Origin of the sequence: Helicobacter pylori NCTC 11637 = CCUG 17874 = ATCC 43504 = JCM 12093, assembly GCF_900478295.1 — a bacterium.
Taxonomy (GTDB): Bacteria; Campylobacterota; Campylobacteria; order Campylobacterales; family Helicobacteraceae; genus Helicobacter; species Helicobacter pylori.
Genome location: NZ_LS483488.1, coordinates 320,043 through 337,808 on the forward strand (window position 1 = coordinate 320,043; position 17,766 = coordinate 337,808).

General features: G+C 39.3%; 14 protein-coding genes. 6 read left to right on the plus strand and 8 right to left on the minus strand.

Annotated features, from left to right (window positions below; genetic code table 11):
- The first annotated feature begins 41 nt into the window (after positions 1–41).
- Complete coding sequence (locus tag DQL14_RS01590; RefSeq protein WP_108169610.1) at positions 42–620, plus strand: hypothetical protein; 579 nt, start codon at positions 42–44, stop codon at positions 618–620.
- A 244-nt stretch (positions 621–864) separates the two neighbouring features.
- Here DQL14_RS01590 and dnaK read toward each other — a convergent pair whose 3' ends face one another.
- From dnaK to DQL14_RS01605, 3 genes are read right to left on the minus strand one after another with little or no spacing between them, the layout of a single operon-like run.
- Positions 865–2,727, minus strand: coding sequence for a molecular chaperone DnaK (gene dnaK, locus DQL14_RS01595; RefSeq protein ID WP_108169611.1), 1,863 nt, complete (start codon positions 2,725–2,727; stop codon positions 865–867).
- A gap of 31 nt (positions 2,728–2,758) precedes the next feature.
- On the minus strand, positions 2,759–3,334 hold the full coding sequence (gene grpE / locus DQL14_RS01600) for a nucleotide exchange factor GrpE (protein ID WP_108169612.1): 576 nt from the start codon (positions 3,332–3,334) through the stop codon (positions 2,759–2,761).
- A complete protein-coding gene (locus tag DQL14_RS01605; protein ID WP_108169613.1) occupies positions 3,334–4,164 on the minus strand; it encodes an HrcA family transcriptional regulator in 831 nt (276 codons plus the stop codon). Before DQL14_RS01605 ends, grpE begins: the two co-directional genes overlap by 1 nt.
- Positions 4,165–4,374: 210 nt before the next feature.
- On the opposite strand from DQL14_RS01605, the gene DQL14_RS01610 reads away from it, so the two are divergent.
- On the plus strand, positions 4,375–5,013 hold the full coding sequence (locus DQL14_RS01610; RefSeq protein WP_108169614.1) for a class II aldolase and adducin N-terminal domain-containing protein: 639 nt from the start codon (positions 4,375–4,377) through the stop codon (positions 5,011–5,013).
- Positions 5,014–5,033: 20 nt separating this feature from the next.
- Positions 5,034–5,330: a hypothetical protein gene (locus DQL14_RS01615; RefSeq protein WP_108169615.1), complete on the plus strand. Its 297-nt coding sequence runs from the start codon at positions 5,034–5,036 to the stop codon at positions 5,328–5,330.
- Between the two features lie 10 nt (positions 5,331–5,340).
- Here the strand turns inward: DQL14_RS01615 and DQL14_RS01620 are convergent, their stop codons facing one another.
- Together DQL14_RS01620 and DQL14_RS01625 are read right to left on the minus strand one after the other, a co-directional pair.
- Entirely contained in the window at positions 5,341–7,224 is a 1,884-nt protein-coding gene (locus DQL14_RS01620) for a motility associated factor glycosyltransferase family protein (protein ID WP_162296843.1), read from the minus strand.
- A 49-nt stretch (positions 7,225–7,273) separates the two neighbouring features.
- Positions 7,274–8,818: a flagellin B gene (locus DQL14_RS01625; RefSeq protein ID WP_000010021.1), complete on the minus strand. Its 1,545-nt coding sequence runs from the start codon at positions 8,816–8,818 to the stop codon at positions 7,274–7,276.
- 165 nt (positions 8,819–8,983) lie between these two features.
- Here DQL14_RS01625 and topA point away from each other — a divergent pair, with 165 nt between their 5' ends.
- Positions 8,984–11,194 (plus strand): type I DNA topoisomerase, encoded by a 2,211-nt coding sequence (gene topA / locus DQL14_RS01630; RefSeq protein ID WP_108169617.1) that lies wholly within the window; start codon positions 8,984–8,986, stop codon positions 11,192–11,194.
- Positions 11,187–12,122 (plus strand): radical SAM protein, encoded by a 936-nt coding sequence (locus DQL14_RS01635; RefSeq protein WP_108169968.1) that lies wholly within the window; start codon positions 11,187–11,189, stop codon positions 12,120–12,122. The genes topA and DQL14_RS01635 overlap by 8 nt, the downstream gene beginning before the upstream one ends.
- Positions 12,123–12,261: 139 nt before the next feature.
- Here DQL14_RS01635 and DQL14_RS01640 read toward each other — a convergent pair whose 3' ends face one another.
- From DQL14_RS01640 to ppsA, 3 genes are all read right to left on the minus strand, one after another.
- The gene (locus DQL14_RS01640) at positions 12,262–13,380 is read right to left on the minus strand and encodes a DUF874 family protein (protein ID WP_108169618.1); all 1,119 of its coding nucleotides are present in this window, start codon (positions 13,378–13,380) and stop codon (positions 12,262–12,264) included.
- A 278-nt stretch (positions 13,381–13,658) separates the two neighbouring features.
- Positions 13,659–14,888: a DUF874 family protein gene (locus DQL14_RS01645; RefSeq protein WP_108169619.1), complete on the minus strand. Its 1,230-nt coding sequence runs from the start codon at positions 14,886–14,888 to the stop codon at positions 13,659–13,661.
- A 112-nt stretch (positions 14,889–15,000) separates the two neighbouring features.
- Positions 15,001–17,439 (minus strand): pyruvate, water dikinase, encoded by a 2,439-nt coding sequence (ppsA, locus tag DQL14_RS01650; protein ID WP_108169620.1) that lies wholly within the window; start codon positions 17,437–17,439, stop codon positions 15,001–15,003.
- 187 nt (positions 17,440–17,626) lie between these two features.
- Between ppsA and DQL14_RS08760 the strand changes: the two genes are divergently transcribed.
- Positions 17,627–17,758: a hypothetical protein gene (locus DQL14_RS08760; RefSeq protein ID WP_001892720.1), complete on the plus strand. Its 132-nt coding sequence runs from the start codon at positions 17,627–17,629 to the stop codon at positions 17,756–17,758.
- Positions 17,759–17,766 lie beyond the last annotated feature (8 nt).

Genomic DNA, 17,766 nt, shown 5'->3' on the forward strand with positions numbered 1-17,766 from the left:
AGATAGAATGTCGGCTTATTAAGATCGATCAGGAGCTGTCAATGGAAACGATAGAATGGAATGAAGAGCAAAGAAAAGCGTTCCAAGACTTGTTAAGAGAGTTTGTAGCGTCAATTGACGCTAAAGCGCAAGAGGAAAAACAAACAGGCAGAACTCCAAAAATACCAAAGTATGGTTCATGCCAAAACGGGCTGAACAAGTTTTTAGCGCCATGGGGTTATGCGTGCAAAATCAGTCTTGGCTCTGGGAACTTATCCAAGAAGCCATCCATCGCCTTTTGCCGTCAGGATATTTTAGGGGAAGGATTTGTCAATGGTGAAATACCAACCCAAAAAAAAGGTTTTTACCTCTGGTTTGCTTACTATTGGAAGAACGATGCAGAAAAGTTTTGTCTCTGTATAGGTCGATCCATAGAGGAGAATGGGGAAAAAGAGTGTCAAAAATGCCTAGCGTATGACAAGATCATTGATCCTAATGGAGATGCATACTACCAAGAGAGCTATGACGATTTAGAAGCCGATCTTGAAAGCATTACCGACTATTTTTTACACCTTGTTAATGAATTTAATCAAATCCCCACTGCGTATTTTGAATTAGAGCCATCTAGCGCAAGCCATTAAGAAATAACTTTATAAAACAACCCCATACCAAAAAGAACTCTCTCATAAGGGATTTTCCTAAAATCCCACCAACGCTTTTAAGCTAAACCTTAAAAAAACTATCGCTTGATTACAATCAGGCTTTGATATTTGGATTAAAAAACGCTATTTTTTAGATTTTGCAATCAGTATCCCATTGATGAAAATGAGAAAAGCAAGCGGGGTTTCATTAAAACCGCCCGCTTAAAAGAAGTTTTAAAGCGTTTCACTCCACTTCCGCATCAATCACGTCATCGTCTTTTTTCTTGGGCTGCTCGGCGTTGTTTTTATTCGCCATGGCTTCGCCTAATTTTTGAGCCGCTTGCGCTAATAATTTGGTTTTGTCTTCAAGCTCCGCTTTAGTAGCGTTATCGTTTTTGACGCACTCTTTAAGAGCGTTAATAGCGTTTTGGATCTCGTTAGCGTCGTTTTCATTCAAATTCGTTTTATGCTCATCAAGGCTCTTTTGGGTTTGGTGCGCCAAACTATCGGCATGGTTTCTCGCTTCAATCACTTCTTTTTTCCTAGCGTCTTCTTCTTTGTGCAATTCAGCGTCTTTAACCATTTTTTCAATCTCGCTATCAGACAACCCGCTAGAACCAGAAATTTTAATCTCTTGGCTTTTGCCGGTATTTTTATCTTGCGCTGAAACGGTTAAAATCCCGTTAGCGTCAATATCAAAGGTTACTTCAATTTGCGGCACGCCTCTTGGAGCTGGAGCGATGCCTTGCAAATCAAATTTACCCAAAGATTTATTATCCCTTGCCAATTCCCTTTCGCCCTGTAAAACCATAATGGACACAGCGGGCTGGTTGTCTTCAGCGGTTGAGAACACTTGAGATTTTTTCGCCGGGATAGTCGTGCCTCTATCAATCACTTTAGTCATCACGCCCCCTAAAGTTTCAATCCCAAGGCTTAAAGGCGTAACGTCTAATAAAAGCACATCTTTCACATCGCCTTTCAACACGCCCCCTTGAATGCTCGCGCCCACCGCTACGACTTCATCAGGATTGACGCTTTTATTCAACTCTTTGTGGATAAACGCTTTCACCCTTTCTTGGACTTTAGGGATACGAGTGGAACCGCCTACCATCACCACTTCTGAAATCTCATTTTTGGTTAGCCCCGCGTCTTTGATCACGCTTTCAATTTTAGAAATCGTTTCTTCCATGAGATCTTCTGTCAAGCTTTCAAATTTAGCCCTAGTGAGTTTTTTAACCAAGTGTTTAGGCCCGGTAGCGTCCGCTGTGATAAAGGGCAAATTGATTTCAGTCTCCATCGCAGAGCTCAGTTCTTTTTTAGCGTTTTCAGCCGCTTCTTTTAGGCGTTGCAACGCCATCACATCGTTTTTAATTTCAATGCCCGTTTCGCTTTTAAACTCACTCGCTAAGAAATCAATCACACGATTGTCAAAATCATCGCCCCCTAAAAACGCATCGCCCCCTGTGGCTAAAACTTCCACGACATTATCGCCTGTTTCTAAAACGGTAACATCAAAAGTCCCCCCACCCAAATCATAAACCATGATTTTTTCGCTCTCTTTTTTATCCAAGCCATAAGCTAACGCCGCGCTTGTAGGCTCATTGATGATCCTTAAAACATTAAGCCCTGCAATCGTGCCGGCTTCTTTAGTCGCTTTTCTTTGGCTGTCGTTAAAATAAGCAGGAACGGTGATCACCGCTTCCGTAACGCTCTCGCCCAAATAACTTTCAGCGTCTTCTTTGAGCTTCATTAAAATTTTGGCTGAAATCTCTTGAGGGGTATAAACTTTACCCGAAATCTCAATCGCGCAAGCCCCATTCCTATCCACAATCTTATAAGGCAAGCGTTTTTCAGCTTCTTTAGCCTTATCTTCATTGAACATCAAGCCCATGATTCTTTTAATAGAATAAATGGTTTTTTCTGGGTTGGTTACCGCTTGTCTTTTCGCACTCTCGCCCACTAAAATCTCGCCCTTATCCGTAAAGGCTACAATAGAAGGAGTGGTGTTTTTACCCTCTTTATTCGCAATAATCTTTGCTTCATTGCCTTCATACACCGCCATTGCGGAGTTGGTTGTCCCCAAATCAATTCCAATAACTTTTCCCATGTGTTATCCTTGTCTTTTAAAATAAATGTTTTTAATCGTTTTTAGCAATGCTCACCATTGCCGGCCTCAAAACCCTACCCTTATACTTGTAGCCCTGCTGAAAAACTTGCACGATTTTCCCGTTTTCTTTTTCTTCGCTTTTGACTTGCATGATCGCATTGTGGAAATGGGGATCAAATTCTTCTAAGCATTCAATCCCCTCAATGCCATGCCTTGCCAAAACTTCATGCAACTTTTCCATCGTAAGCTCCAAGCCTTTGGTTAAAGCGCTCTCTTTATTTTCTTCTACAGCACTCTTATGAGCCCCAAGAAGCGCATCAATCACCGGCAATAGATCCAATGCGATTTTTTCATACGCATACTCTAACGCCATGCTCTTGTCTCTTTCTAAGCGCTTTTTCACGTTTTCAAAATCCGCATGCACTCTCAAGTATTTTTCGTGCATTTCCTGGTATTTAAGCTCAAAATCTTCCTTGATCTCGCCTTCTTTTTCGCCCGCTTCTTGCTTTTCTTCACCTTGTTGTTCTTTGCAAGCGCAAGCCTTTTCGCAAAACTCTGGCTCTTTTTGGCTTAAATGATCGTGTTCTTGGTTGTGTTCATCTTTCATTATTCCTCCTCAGAAATCGTTTGAAAAAACCCTTCATAATCGCATTCTAGTTTCCCCACGCAAAGCAGTTGCATCCGCTTGTTTTGAAATTCTATAGAGCGTGTTACTAGCATGCAATCAGGCTCTATAAAATGCAAACCCTTTTTGAAACGCTCTAAAACCTTACCCCCTAAAATGTCAAAAAATAAAGGGCTGTTTAAAAGCGTTTTTAACCCCATTAGATTAAAGCGTGTGATTTGTGTGTTGGAATACTCCAAACGCTCTAATTGCCTGGCCAAACTCAACGCATTGACAGAAGCAGCGATTGAGCGCACTTCTTTAACGCTCCTGCCCACAAGTTCTAATAAAAATTTCTCCATTTTAACGCTGTAACCCAGCGCGCAAGAAAACGCTAAAAAGTCCAAAATCAAAAAGCGTTTTTCGCACTCAATGACTCTTTCTAAACGCTCCAAACTGGGTTTTTTTAACAGCGTGAAAAGCCCGAAATTTTCACTCGCGTTTTTTAAGCGTTTTTCATTCACCTTTAAAACTTCAAAGCGCAACGACTTGTGCCAATAGTTTTCAAACGCCTTAAAAGTAGGCAATCTAGCACCGCTAGAATGGGCTTGATAGAGCATGCCTTCTTTAGAAAGGATTTGAAAATAATTCCTGATCGTCGCGCAAGATATTTTCAAGTTTGCCAACTCTTTCAAGCGTTTAGAGCTAATGGGTTCTAAAATCTGCAGATAGGTTTTAACAAACGCATCTAACAAACTCTCTTTTTTATTCAAATCAGAACCTACTTTAATTCTTCTTAACATCATTATTTGAAAAATCTCGTCAATCACCATTCTTGATGAAAGAACTCTCGCATTATAGCATAAAAAGTTAATAATCTATCACTTGTTTTAAAAAAGTGATAAAAATTACCCGATTTTTCTTTAAAGTTTAGTCTGTATCACTAAATTTATTTACTAGCATTAAATTAGGATTTTTTATAGAATTGATTTAATTTAGATCTGTTAGGAAACTAATACCTTTTATTAAAAAAACTTGTTATCATGATAAACATGAACACACACACAAGAGGCATTGACAGCAATCTGATTCATTCGCTCAAAAGCATTTCATTATCCATGTTTAGAAAGGGTTTTTTTGGGCTTTATCAAGGCTCTATTTCAGCGCGCATTGGCGCAAATCAATTTGTGATCAACAAAAGAAACGCTGTTTTTGATCAATTGAATGAAAACACCTTACTGGTTTTGCATGACAAGATAGATTACCGCTGGAAAGAAGCGAGCCTGGATTCGCCCGTTCATGCGAGCGTGTATAGGGAGTTTTTGGACGCTAAATTCATCGCTTACGCACGCCCTCCTTATAGTTTGGCGTATTCCTTGCGCCACAACCGATTGCTCCCTAGAGATTATTTAGGGTATCGTTCTTTGGGCGAAGAAATTTCCATTTTTAACCCCAAAGACTATGACAGCTGGCAAGAAAGAGCGGATACAGAAATTTTACGCCAACTGCAAGAGAGCAAAAAATATTTTGTTTTCATTAAGGGGTGTGGGATTTTTGCCTACCACAGGGAGCTTTCTAAACTCATGGAAGTTTTTGATTTGATTGAAAACTCATGCAAAGTTTTACGATTGGGCGATTTAATGGATTATTGCTATAATGATGATCCACGATTGAGCGTGTAAAAAGCTAAAAAGGATAAAACATGACCATCAACACCCATTACGCCCCTAATTTCACACAGCTCCAAACCTTGAACAATATCGATAATGACGCAACCATAAAGGACAGGAATCAAGCAGAGCAGGATTTACAACAAAGCAGTATTCAAGATGGTTTCAGTCAAAATAATACGCAAAACGCCCCTGATTTTGACCGATTAGAAGCTTTAAACGCTATCAATAACGACGGCGAGATTAAAGATAGATCCCAAGTTGAGAAAAACCTTGCTAGTGGCGAAAATATCCCTGAAATTTATTCTAGCCTAGACACATACGCTTAAAAAGGGAGTTTTACCATTCTTTTAAAGCCATTTCGATCGCTTCTATCACGCAATCAATCCCACCCGCCAAACTAAAAAGCCAGTATTTGTGCGCGTAAATGTATTCCAATTGCTTAGCCCTTAATTCGTCTTCATCACTCGTTTTTTTACACACGATTTCAGCGATGTGCAATTCCTGGTGGAAGATGTAAGATTGTATCGCATCCATAAAATACGAATTGAATTTTTTGTCGTCAAAAAGCTCTTTAATGTTATCAATTTCAGCGCTCAAATTTTCTAATTCCTTAAAATCCAACTCTTCTAATTTTTTTTCTTCATGAAGCTTTTCCACTTCTTCTAAAAATGGCGCCACTTTCAAAAACACTTCTTCAACTTGCGTTTTTTTCTCATTGGCGTATTTGATGATCTCTTCGCATTTTTGCTTGGCGATCTTTAAATTTTTAGCCTGTTCTGATTGGGTGGGATAAATAAGATTGATAGGAGGCTTTGGCTTGGATTTATCTACTTTTTCGCACACTTCTTTAAAAGGCATTTCTTTAGTCCCTTTAATCCTAGCCCCCCCTTCAGTAGCGTTAATGACTTCTAGTTTATAAGGCGTGTTAAAAATATCTTTTTCAAAAAATTCTAAGAAAAGCTTCCACACTAAAGTGGTCTCTACTTCCCCATTACCCCCATATTTTTCTATAAAGATCTTGTCTTTATCTTTTTTAGGCTTGATCTCTTTATCGCCATAAATCGCCCCACTAGCATGGCTGTTACCGCTTTGTGAGAAGCTCAAATCTTGCCCAATAAACACGCATCTTTTGAAACGAGAATGCACCACTAATTCATACGCCATGTTCGCTGCGCTCATGCCTATGCCCACATAGCCATACTGGTGCAAATCAAAAATGTTGGTATAACCAAAGGGGCGGAAACTGAATTGCTTAACCCCCTTTTTAATCGCTTGAATCAATCGTTTATGCACAATGGAAGTCAGAGCAAAAATAACGCCTTCTTGAAAATCTAAGGGGGTTTCTTCGTAAAATTTTGCCGTTAAATCCACCCTTTCTAAAGACAGCACAATATCAGGCTTGATACCGGCTTTAGCCAAAATAGGGAAAGAAGCGTCTATGCAAAAAAGCGTGGCGTAAGGAGCGATTTCTTTTAAAAGGGGGAGTTGCTTATTTAAACTGGGCCCGGTTGAAACAATGATAGCGGTGTCTCTGTTTTTTAAAGCGCTCACAAAATCCACTAAACTAGGGCTTTTGATGACTTCAGGCAAATTAGCGGCATGCTGTTTGATGCCTATAAGCGCGTCTTTAGCGTCATTGCCTACGCTAATAGCGCCATGCTCTAAAGCGCGCGTGAAATGCTGGTTGATTCCTATCATTTGATGAGAATATCGTTCATAATAAGCGTTAAAAAGTTTTAAATCATACATTCTTGCGTATAAACGAGACTTTTTATCCATATCAAATAATGAAGCAATCATGTTGTAATTGCAAAAACTTGCATGCAATAAAATCAAACGATTTTCTAAAATCTCAGTGGAAAAATCCAAAAGATTCAACACAATGAAAATAATCTCTATTTCAGGCTCAATGACCACCAAGCGTTTTAAATTGCCATTACCTAAAAGCAAGCGATAAAACACCCCATTACCCAAGCCAAAATAATACAAATAAGGATAAAGCATGTAAATTTCGCTATTTTTGTATAGCTCTAAGCTTGAATCTAGCGGGCTTTTTTCAAATAAGGGCGTGTTTGTTTCTTTATCTAATAAGTTGAAATTCGCGCTATCATTCCCTAAAAACACTTCGTATTTTTTGTTTTCTTTAATGGCTTTGAGCTTTGCGAACAAAAGAGGGTCTTTTTTGAAAAGAGCTTGCAAGTTTTTTTGATAAATATCCATCATTCTAACTTATAAAAAGGGCTAACGCCCCTTTGAATTAAAAGGGCTGTTATTGTAAAAGCCTTAAGACATTTTGTTGCACCGCATTCGCTTGTGCCATAGCAAAACTCCCGCTTTGCGCCAAAATATTGTATTTAGAAAAGTTCGCACTTTCTTCAGCAAAATCCACATCTCTGATTTGAGATTCAGCCGCTTTAACATTCACTTGGGTTACAGAAATATTATTAATGGTTGTAACCAATTCCATTTGCACCGAACCCATATCCGAGCGGATCTTGTCTAATTGCGTGCGCGCTGAGTCCGCCATATCCATCACAATCATCGCTCCTTTAAGGCTTGTTACCCCAGCCCCTATACCTTGAGAATTGGTCTCCGCTTGTGCGCCATTAGCGTTCGCTCCGGCTGCTGAAGCCACATTCGCATCAAAAATGCCCCTAACCGCTCTCAAATTCACGGTGTATTCTGCCACCCCTTGAGCGGAATGAAAGCCCACATGGCTAAAATTCACACCGCTCACAATGATGTCTCTAGCGTCGGTCCTGGTCAAGGTTAAGCGCCCAATAACCGCATGTTGTGTCCCAGAAATCCCTGCAAAATTCCCTCCCCCAAAAACCTGACCGCTCGCGCTCGCTGCATGCACAGAAATCGCACGCCCGTCAATGGAGTGCAAATTAATGCGCCCTTGAATATCCAAGCTCGCTTCCACGCCGGTCCTGTCTTTGACGGAGTTGATCGCATTAGTCAACCTCCCATCAGCGTCATTTTTATGCACATCATTCACGGTCCCAATTTCTACGCCATTAATGGTAAGCTCCCTAACAGTTCCTGATTGCACGGGAGTGCCGCCGGTAGCCATGACATTATAAGACGCCCTAACGCCTAAAGTGTTAGAAAAACGATTGATGATTTCGCTTAACGCTCCGATCCCAGTGCCAGCGCTCGTAGAAATGCGCACGGTTTCAATCTTATAATCGTTCACGCCATTGACTTGTTTGAAATTCAATCCCACTTCAGTCAAGTTTTGCGCCGCCGCGCTAGCGAGCATGCCTTCACCGCTAAAAGAAGAGGTTTCCATGCGCACATGCCCAATCTTATCTGAGCTTGTTGAGCCAATAGACGCTTTAACCGTGGTGTTAGAATACGCGCCAATTTGAAATTCTTTGTTAGAAAAACTTCCTGAAAGCATTTGTTGGCCGTTAAAGCTTGTGGTGTTAGCGATATTGTCCAGTTCTTCTAACAACCTTTGAATATCGCTCTGGAGTGCTCTTCGGCTTTCTAAAGTTTGCCCATCTTGAGCGGCTTGAACGGCTTTGGTTTTAATGGTGTCTAAGATTTTGATTTGCTCATCCATCGCTTTATCAGCGGTTTGAACCATACCAATAGCGTCATTAGCGTTGCGAATCGCCTGGCCTAAATTCGCGCTTTGACTCCTTAAGCTATCAGCGATCGCCATCCCACTAGAATCGTCAGCGGCCTTATTGATCCTAAGCCCTGAGCTTAACTTTTCAAGCGAGCTTGAAAGGTCTCTGTTGTTTTGAACCCCTACCGCATGAGAAGTTAAAGCGGCGATATTGGTATTTATCCTAAAACTCATGTTTGCATCCTTTGCATAGATATTTGCTGTTAATCAAGCAAAGGGTGTTCCAACTCTTTGATTTTTAGCGCCGCTATAGTTTTTATGGTTTAATAGGGCGTTTAGTCAAAATTCTATGCTACAATCATTCATTAATAGGTATAAACATTTTATTAAAGGCGTTCAATGAAGCACCTTATTATTGTAGAATCCCCCGCAAAAGCCAAAACCATTAAAAATTTTTTGGATAAAAATTACGAAGTCATCGCCTCTAAAGGGCATGTTAGGGATTTATCCAAATTCGCTTTAGGCATTAAGATTGATGAAACCGGCTTCACTCCTAATTATGTCGTGGATAAAGATCATAAAGAGCTTGTCAAACAGATTATAGAGCTTTCTAAAAAGGCATCTACCACCTACATTGCTACCGATGAAGACCGAGAGGGGGAAGCGATAGGCTATCATGTGGCATGTTTGATTGGGGGGAAATTGGAGAGCTATCCTAGGATTGTTTTTCATGAGATCACGCAAAATGCGATTTTAAACGCTTTAAAAACCCCACGACAAATTGACATGTCTAAGGTCAATGCCCAACAAGCCAGGCGTTTTTTAGATCGAATCGTGGGTTTCAAGCTCAGCTCATTGATTGCATCAAAGATCACTAAAGGCTTGAGCGCTGGGCGGGTGCAAAGCGCGGCTTTAAAGCTTGTGATTGATAAAGAGAGGGAAATCAAAGCCTTTAAGCCTTTAACCTATTTCACGCTAGACGCTTACTTTGAGCCAAATTTAGAAGCACAACTCATCAGCTATAAGGGTAACAAACTCAAAGCCCAAGAACTCATTGATGGAAAAAAAGCCCAAGAGATTAAAAACGAATTGGAAAAAGAAAGCTACACTATCTCTAGTATCGTTAAAAAATCTAAAAAATCCCCCACACCACCCCCCTTCATGACTTCTACTTTACAGCAAAGCGCTTCCAGTCTTTTAGGCTTTTCGCCCACAAAAACCATGAGTATCGCTCAAAAATTGTATGAGGGCGTAGCCACCCCACAAGGGGTTATGGGGGTGATCACTTACATGAGGACCGATAGCTTGAATATCGCTAAAGAAGCTTTAGAAGAAGCGAGAAACAAGATTTTAAAAGACTATGGCAAAGACTACTTGCCCCCTAAAGCCAAAGTTTATTCCAGCAAGAATAAAAACGCCCAAGAAGCCCATGAAGCGATCAGGCCCACTTCTATTATTTTAGAGCCAAACGCTTTAAAAGACTACCTTAAACCTGAAGAATTAAAGCTCTATACCTTAATTTACAAACGATTCTTAGCTTCTCAAATGCAAGACGCTCTTTTTGAAAGCCAAAGCGTGGTTGTGGCTTGCGAAAAAGGCGAGTTTAAAGCGAGTGGCAGAAAACTCCTTTTTGATGGCTATTATAAAATTTTAGGCAATGACGATAAGGACAAATTGCTCCCCAATTTGAAAGAAAATGACCCCATTAAATTAGAAAAACTAGAGAGCAACGCCCATGTTACAGAACCTCCAGCACGCTATTCAGAAGCGAGTTTGATTAAAGTTTTAGAAAGTTTAGGCATAGGCAGGCCCAGCACCTACGCCCCAACGATTTCTCTTTTACAAAACAGAGACTACATCAAGGTAGAAAAAAAGCAAATCAGCGCTTTAGAGAGCGCTTTTAAGGTGATAGAAATTTTAGAAAAGCATTTTGAAGAAATCGTGGATTCCAAATTCAGCGCTTCTTTAGAAGAGGAACTGGACAATATCGCTCAAAATAAAGCCGACTACCAGCAAGTCTTAAAGGACTTTTACTACCCTTTTATGGATAAAATTGAGGCCGGTAAAAAGAATATCATCTCTCAAAAAGTGCATGAAAAAACCGGCCAATCATGCCCTAAATGCGGTGGGGAATTAGTCAAAAAAAATAGCCGTTATGGGGAGTTTATCGCTTGCAACAATTACCCTAAATGCAAATATGTCAAACAAACTGAAAACGCCAATGATGGAGCCAATCAAGAATTGTGCGAAAAATGCGGAGGGGAAATGGTGCAAAAATTCAGCAGAAACGGGGCGTTTTTAGCTTGCAACAACTACCCTGAATGCAAAAACACCAAATCGCTAAAAAACACCCCTAACGCAAACGAAATAATAGAAAGCGTGAAATGCCCAGAATGTGGGGGGGATATTGCTTTAAAAAGGAGTAGGAAAGGCTCGTTTTATGGCTGCAACAATTACCCTAAATGCAATTTTTTATCCAACCATAAGCCTATCAATAAGCGTTGCGAGAAATGCCATTATTTGATGAGTGAAAGAATCTATCGCAAAAAAAAGGCGCATGAATGCATTAAATGCAAAGAGCGCGTGTTTTTAGAGGAAGATGATGGCTAAAGAAAATCTGCCTATCGTTTTTGGGCCTGTTTTATCCAGGCGTTTTGGGAAGTCTTTGGGCGTGGATCTATCGCCCTCTAAAAAACAATGCAATTACAATTGCATTTATTGCGAGCTGGGTAAAGCCAAGCCAATTGAGTGCATGGAAGAAGTGATCAAAGTAGAAACCTTGATTAGCGCCATTCAAAACGCTCTAAACAACCTCACCACCCCCATTGATGTTTTAACCATTACCGCCAATGGCGAACCCACTCTATACCCTCATTTATTAGAGCTTATCCAAAATATCAAGCCTTTTTTAAAGGGCGTTAAAACTTTGATTTTAAGCAACGGCTCACTCTTTTATGAGCCAAAAGTCCAACAAGCCTTAAAGGAATTTGACATCGTTAAATTTTCTTTAGACGCTATTGATTTGAAAGCCTTTGAAAGAGTGGATAAGCCCTATTCTAAAGACATTAACAAGATTTTAGAGGGGATTTTGCGCTTTTCTCAAATCTATCAAGGGCAACTGGTGGCTGAAGTGCTGTTAATTAAGGGCGTGAATGATAGCGCGAACAACTTAAAACTCATCGCTGCCTTTTTAAAACAAATCAATATAGCCAGAGTGGATTTAAGCACCATAGACAGACCCTCAAGCTTTAAAGCCCCTAAATTAAGCGAAGATGAATTATTAAAATGCTCTTTGTTTTTTGAAGGGCTTTGCGTGAGTTTGCCTAAACGCACCGCCACTCAAACTGCTCAAGCCAAAAAATTGATTTCTTGTGGTATAGACGAATTGCTCGCTTTAATTTCCAGGCGCCCTTTAAGCGCAGAAGAAGCCCCCCTAATACTAGATCCTAACGCCTTTAAGCATTTAGAAACTTTATTAAACCACAAGCAAATTACGATTAAAAAAGTCGGCTCTTTGGAGTTTTATTGCGCGTTTTAACCTCCATTTGTTAGTTTTACCTTACTTTAGGGATAGCTTAAGTTTTTAAGAATCCCTTTTATTACCAAATAACGCTACCATAAAAAGTGTTTTCAAAAGCCGACAGATAATTAAAAACTTGGTGCAATGTTTTTAATCGCTACATCCTTTTACTATAACCATAACCCGCTTTTTCTGCTTTCTTTTCAGTATTAGCAACCGCTTCTATTTCTTTATTAACATCAGCAAATATTTTTTGAACGAACAAAAGGCTTTGAGAGGTTGGAAGGTGGGCTTGTGGGTTTCTCATTTCAAGCATTTTAGCTTGAGCTTTAGAGCGTATTTTTAGATTTTCTTTTTGCCATTCTTCTGTAACCTTAAAATCTCTAGGATCTAGTTCTAAATAAGCGATAGAACTTGGTTTATAAAAATCCACTTGTTTAGCGATAGCTTTTTGTGAATAGGGCAGAGATTCCAGCTCTTTTTGCAAATAAGCGATAAGCTCTTGCGCTTTTGATCCTCTTTGAGAGCGGGGTTGTTTAGAGTTTGGGAGGTGTTTTGGCTGGGTAGGGGTTTGATTGGTTTTTGCAGGTTTAGGGGTTTTGCATTCAGCTTCTACTTCTATAGCAATGCCACCCTTAATTCCTAATTTTTTAATAAAGAATTGACTATGATTTTCTTGGCAATTTTGTTCTGCTTTGTTAACCAAATCTTTTTGTTCTTTAATGGTCTTTTGCTTTTCTTGTTCTGTCTTTTGTTGTTCTTGTTCTGCTTTTATTTGATTGTTAGTCTCTATATTGCTTGTCTTTTGTTTTTCTTGTTCTGTCTTTTGTTTTTCTTGTTCTGTCTTTTGTTTTTCTTGTTCTGTCTTTTGTTTTTCTTGTTCTGTCTTTTGTTGTTTTTGTTCCAGTTCTATCCCACTCTTGTTCGCTCTATCCCTAGCGTTTTCAGCTTCCTTTTGAATTTCAGCCACTTCTTTTTTGGATTGGTCATCAGCAAAACACACATTCATAAGCATGGCTGTTATCGCTGTTACACCTATTGCTGAATTAAACCATGAGTTAGGATGCGTTTTTAAATAATCATCCGCAGTCTTAACATTCCCGCATATCCAATCGCTTTTTTTAATTTGTTTTTTTATTGAGTCTTTTATCGCTTCCCAAAAAGCAATCCCCATTATAGACATTCCCACATTCTTAAAAACTTTCTTTTCTTTTGCCGTTTTTCCTAACTTCATCATCATTGTTGCAAGCATTACTAAAACTCTTATAACAGGCATTTAAATCCTTTCAAAAAACAATCTTACCCATCAAAATCTTATTATTGTAGTATATATAGCCATATTTAATCGCTATTAAACGATTGGTTTGAAAAATTGTAAGGGTCAATCCAATCAGATTTTTCTAATCCATTCCAACAAAACTTGATACAAGTTTTCCTTATACCTTAAACTCACACCCTTTTAAAGGGAGCAAGCTAATAAGCGATTTTTCTATGGCAAGAAACCGAATGATGTCTCCTAGAATATAAAAACGATTTTATGGTGTTTTCTTATGCCTACATCCTTTTACTATAACCATAACCCGCTTTTTCTGCTTTCTTTTCAGTATTAGCAACCGCTTCTATTTCTTTATTAACATCAGCAAATATTTTTTGAACGAACAAAAGGCTTTGAGAGGTTGGAAGGTGGGCTTGTGGGTTTCTCATTTCAAGCATTTTAGCTTGAGCTTTAGAGCGTATTTTTAGATTTTCTTTTTGCCATTCTTCTGTAACCTTAAAATCTCTAGGATCTAGTTCTAAATAAGCGATAGAACTTGGTTTATAAAAATCCACTTGTTTAGCGATAGCTTTTTGAGAATAGGGCAGAGATTCTAGCTCTTTTTGCAAATAAGCGATAAGCTCTTGCACTTTTGATCCTCTTTGAGAGTGGGGTTGTTTAGAGTTTGGGAGGTGTTTTGGCTGGATAGGGGTTTGATTGGTTTTTGCAGGTTTAGGGGTTTTGCATTCAGCTTCTATTTCTATAGCAATGCTAGTAGTAATACCGGTCTTAATTCTTGCTTTTTTAATAAACAATTGACCATGTTTTTCTTGGCAATTTTGTTCTGTTTCTTTAATGAAATCTTTCTGTTCTTTAATCAAATCTCTTTGTGTATTAATTGTCTTTTGTTTTTGCTGTTCTAACTCTATCTCACTCTTATTTGCTTTTTGTTTTTCTTGTTCTGTCTTTTGTCTTTCTTGTTCTGCTTTTATTTGACTATTAGCGAGTTCTATCCCACTCTTATTTGTTTTCTGTCTTTCTTGTTCTAACTCTATCTCACTCTTATTTGTTTTCTGTTTTTCTTGTTCTGTTTTCTGTCTTTCTTGTTCTAACTCTATCCCACTCTTATTTGCTTCCTTTTTTTCTTGTTCTAACTCTATTTGTTTATCAATATCACCAGCGCTACAAGCGGCTAATAATAAACTTGTCGCTATTGTTAATCCTGAATATTTCCACCAATTGATTTGATTTTCTTTTTCAGCTTGTTTGGATTTATCCTGGACTTTATCGTCTAATTCTTTTGCCCTCTTGCATGCAGCATGGGTCAATACTACTAATGCCACACTGCTTTTCTCGGGATGTTTTTTTACAAGTTCTCTAACTTTCTTTACAATTTTTGTAAAAATCCCACCAATTGATCTGAGCGTATTTGTAATGGCACTCGCTTGTTTAAAATGAGCCTCTTTATTTGCCTTTGTGTCAGCTGTCTCTGCGTTTTTGCCAACTTTATTTGTTTTTACTGATTCCATTACCAACCTTTTTTTCAAAAAACAATCTTACCCATCAAAACTAAATCAATGGAAACCAATACGAAAAAATCCACTCAAGTTAGATTGATTTATTTATTATCAATGTTTATTATCAATGTTCAGTTAAGCCATGTTCTTTTAGTTCTTTTTCTAACTTGGCTACGGCGTTCCAAGTGGGGATCACGCTATCAGGGTTTAAAGAAATGGAAGTGATGCCCTCTTTGACTAAAAACTCTGTCACTTCAGGGTAATCGCTTGGGGCTTGCCCGCAAATCCCGCAATATTTGTTGTGCCTTTTGCAAGCTTCAATCGCTTTTTTAAACATTTTTAGCATCGCTTCATTCCTTTCATCAAAGACATGGCTGACTAATTCGCTGTCTCTATCCACGCCTAAAGTGAGCTGGGTTAAATCGTTTGATCCAATAGAAAAGCCATCAAACAAGCTTAAGAAATCATCAGCCAAAATGACATTCACCGGTAATTCGCACATGATATAAATTTCAAGCCCGTTTTTACCGGATTCTAAATTGTTTTTTCTTAAGATTTCTAGGACTTTTTTACCCTCTTCAATGGTTCGCAAAAAAGGGATCATCACTTTCATGTTCGTTAAGCCCATTTCTTCTCTCACTAACGCTAAGGCTTCACACTCCCACGAAAACGCTTCATTATAGCTCTCTGAATAATACCGACTAGCCCCCCTATAGCCAAGCATGGGGTTTTCTTCATTAGGCTCATAGCTAGAGCCGCCAAGCATGCGCATGTATTCATTGGATTTGAAATCGCTCGTTCTCACAATGACGGGTTTAGGGTAAAACGCTGCGCTGATCATGCCAATGCCTTCAGCGATTTTTTTCACAAAAAAATCTTTAGGGTTAGCATAGCCTGCCATAAGGTTTTCAATTTCATTTTTTTCTTTCACGCTTTTTTTGTGGTGCAAATCCACTAAAGCTAAAGGGTGGGCTTTGATTTGATTTAAAATAATCATTTCCATTCTGGCTAACCCTACGCCGTGATTAGGGAGTTGAGAAAAGCTGAAAGCTTTTTCAGGGTTTCCAATGTTAATGTAAATTTTTGTTTGAGTTTCTTGCATGTTAGAAAGCTCTACCCTTTCAATTTCATGCTCATAAATGCCCGCATACACATAGCCCTCTTCGCCCTCAGCGCAAGAAACCGTGATTTCCATGCCGGTATAAAGGCTATCAGTCGCCCCGCTCACCCCAACAATGGCCGGCACGCCAATTTCTCTAGCCACAATAGCGGCATGGCAAGTGCGCCCCCCACGATTAGTGATAACCGCGCTCGCTTTTTTCATGCAAGGCTCCCAGTCCGGATCGGTATTATCCGTAACTAAAATTTCGCCCTCTTTAAAAGAATTCATATGCTCCAAATCATTGATGATGCGCACTTTTCCTGATCCGATCTTACTCCCAATCGCTCTGCCTTGTAAGATAATTTCTTTTTTTTCGTTAGGGTTTTTGAATTTGAATTTTTCAAAGACTTGATTTTCTTCTTTACTTTTTTGGCTTTGAACGGTTTCTGGGCGCGCTTGAACGATAAAGATTTCCCCGCTCTCGCCATCTTTAGCCCATTCTATATCCATGGGGCGGTATTGTTTGGCTTCTTTAGAGTAATGTTTTTCAATTTCAATGGCGTATTTGGCTAAAATCAGCACGTCTTCATCGCTCAATGAAAAGGATTGCCATTCTTTTTTGGTGGTTTTAATGTTTCTGGTGGGGTGTTCGCTACCCCTTGGGGCATAGACCATTTTTTGCGTTTTATTGCCGAGTTGGCGTTTGATAATGGGGCGTTTGTTTTGCTCTAAAGTGGGCTTAAACACATAAAATTCATCGGGGTTTATCGTGCCGCCCACCACATTTTCGCCCAACCCCCACGCTGAAGTGATAAACACCGCGTCTTTAAAACCGGTTTCAGTGTCAATAGAAAACATCACGCCCGCGCTGCCTTTATCCGCTCGCACCATTTTTTGCACCCCCACACTCAAGGCGACTTTTAAATGATCAAACCCACGACTCGCTCTATAACTAATCGCTCTATCGGTAAAAAGCGACGCTAAACAGGATTTGATATAGTGGATCAATTCTGTTTTACCCTTAATGTTTAAATAAGTGTCTTGCTGCCCGGCAAAAGAAGCGTCCGGCAAATCTTCTGCAGTAGCGGAACTCCTTACAGCCACATCGGCTTCTTTCATGTGGTATTGCTGGCTTAAAATCTCATAAGCTTGAAAAATCTCATCTCTTAAATCGCTAGGAAAGGGCGTGCCAAAAATAAGCTCTCTGATTTGTTTGGAGCGGATTTTTAACACATCAATTTCCGTGGCATCAACATTTTCTAAAAGCTCTCTGATTTTTTGTTTAGCCCCCCCTTGCTCTAAAAGATACCAATACGCTTCGCTTGTAATCGCAAAGCCATCAGGCACTTTAATACCAATTGGCACTAATTCTTGAAACATTTCGCCAATGCTAGCGTTCTTGCCCCCAACCAGATTCACGTTCTTATTGTTCAACTCTTTGAAAAACTTGATATATCGCACAAAACTCCCTTAAAATGATCATTAAGTCTCTTAAAACATAAAATATAATAATGATAGCATGATAGAGCTTTAGTTTTAGCTAGTTTGTATCCTAAGCTTTGTTAATAAGAGAGTGTATTCTTTTTGGTTTATGATTTTATTGTATAATGGGCGATTAGTTAGGTATTTTTGAATAGAAAGGGTAGTTTTGTATAGGCGGTTGTTATTGAATTTGCTTTGTATGGTGTTTTTACAAGCGTGTTTAAAGCCTATGAGCGACCCTAAAGCTGAGAAAGTGGATTCGCAAGTGCAATGCGGGTTTGGCTCAAAAGATTGCTAAATTTTAAG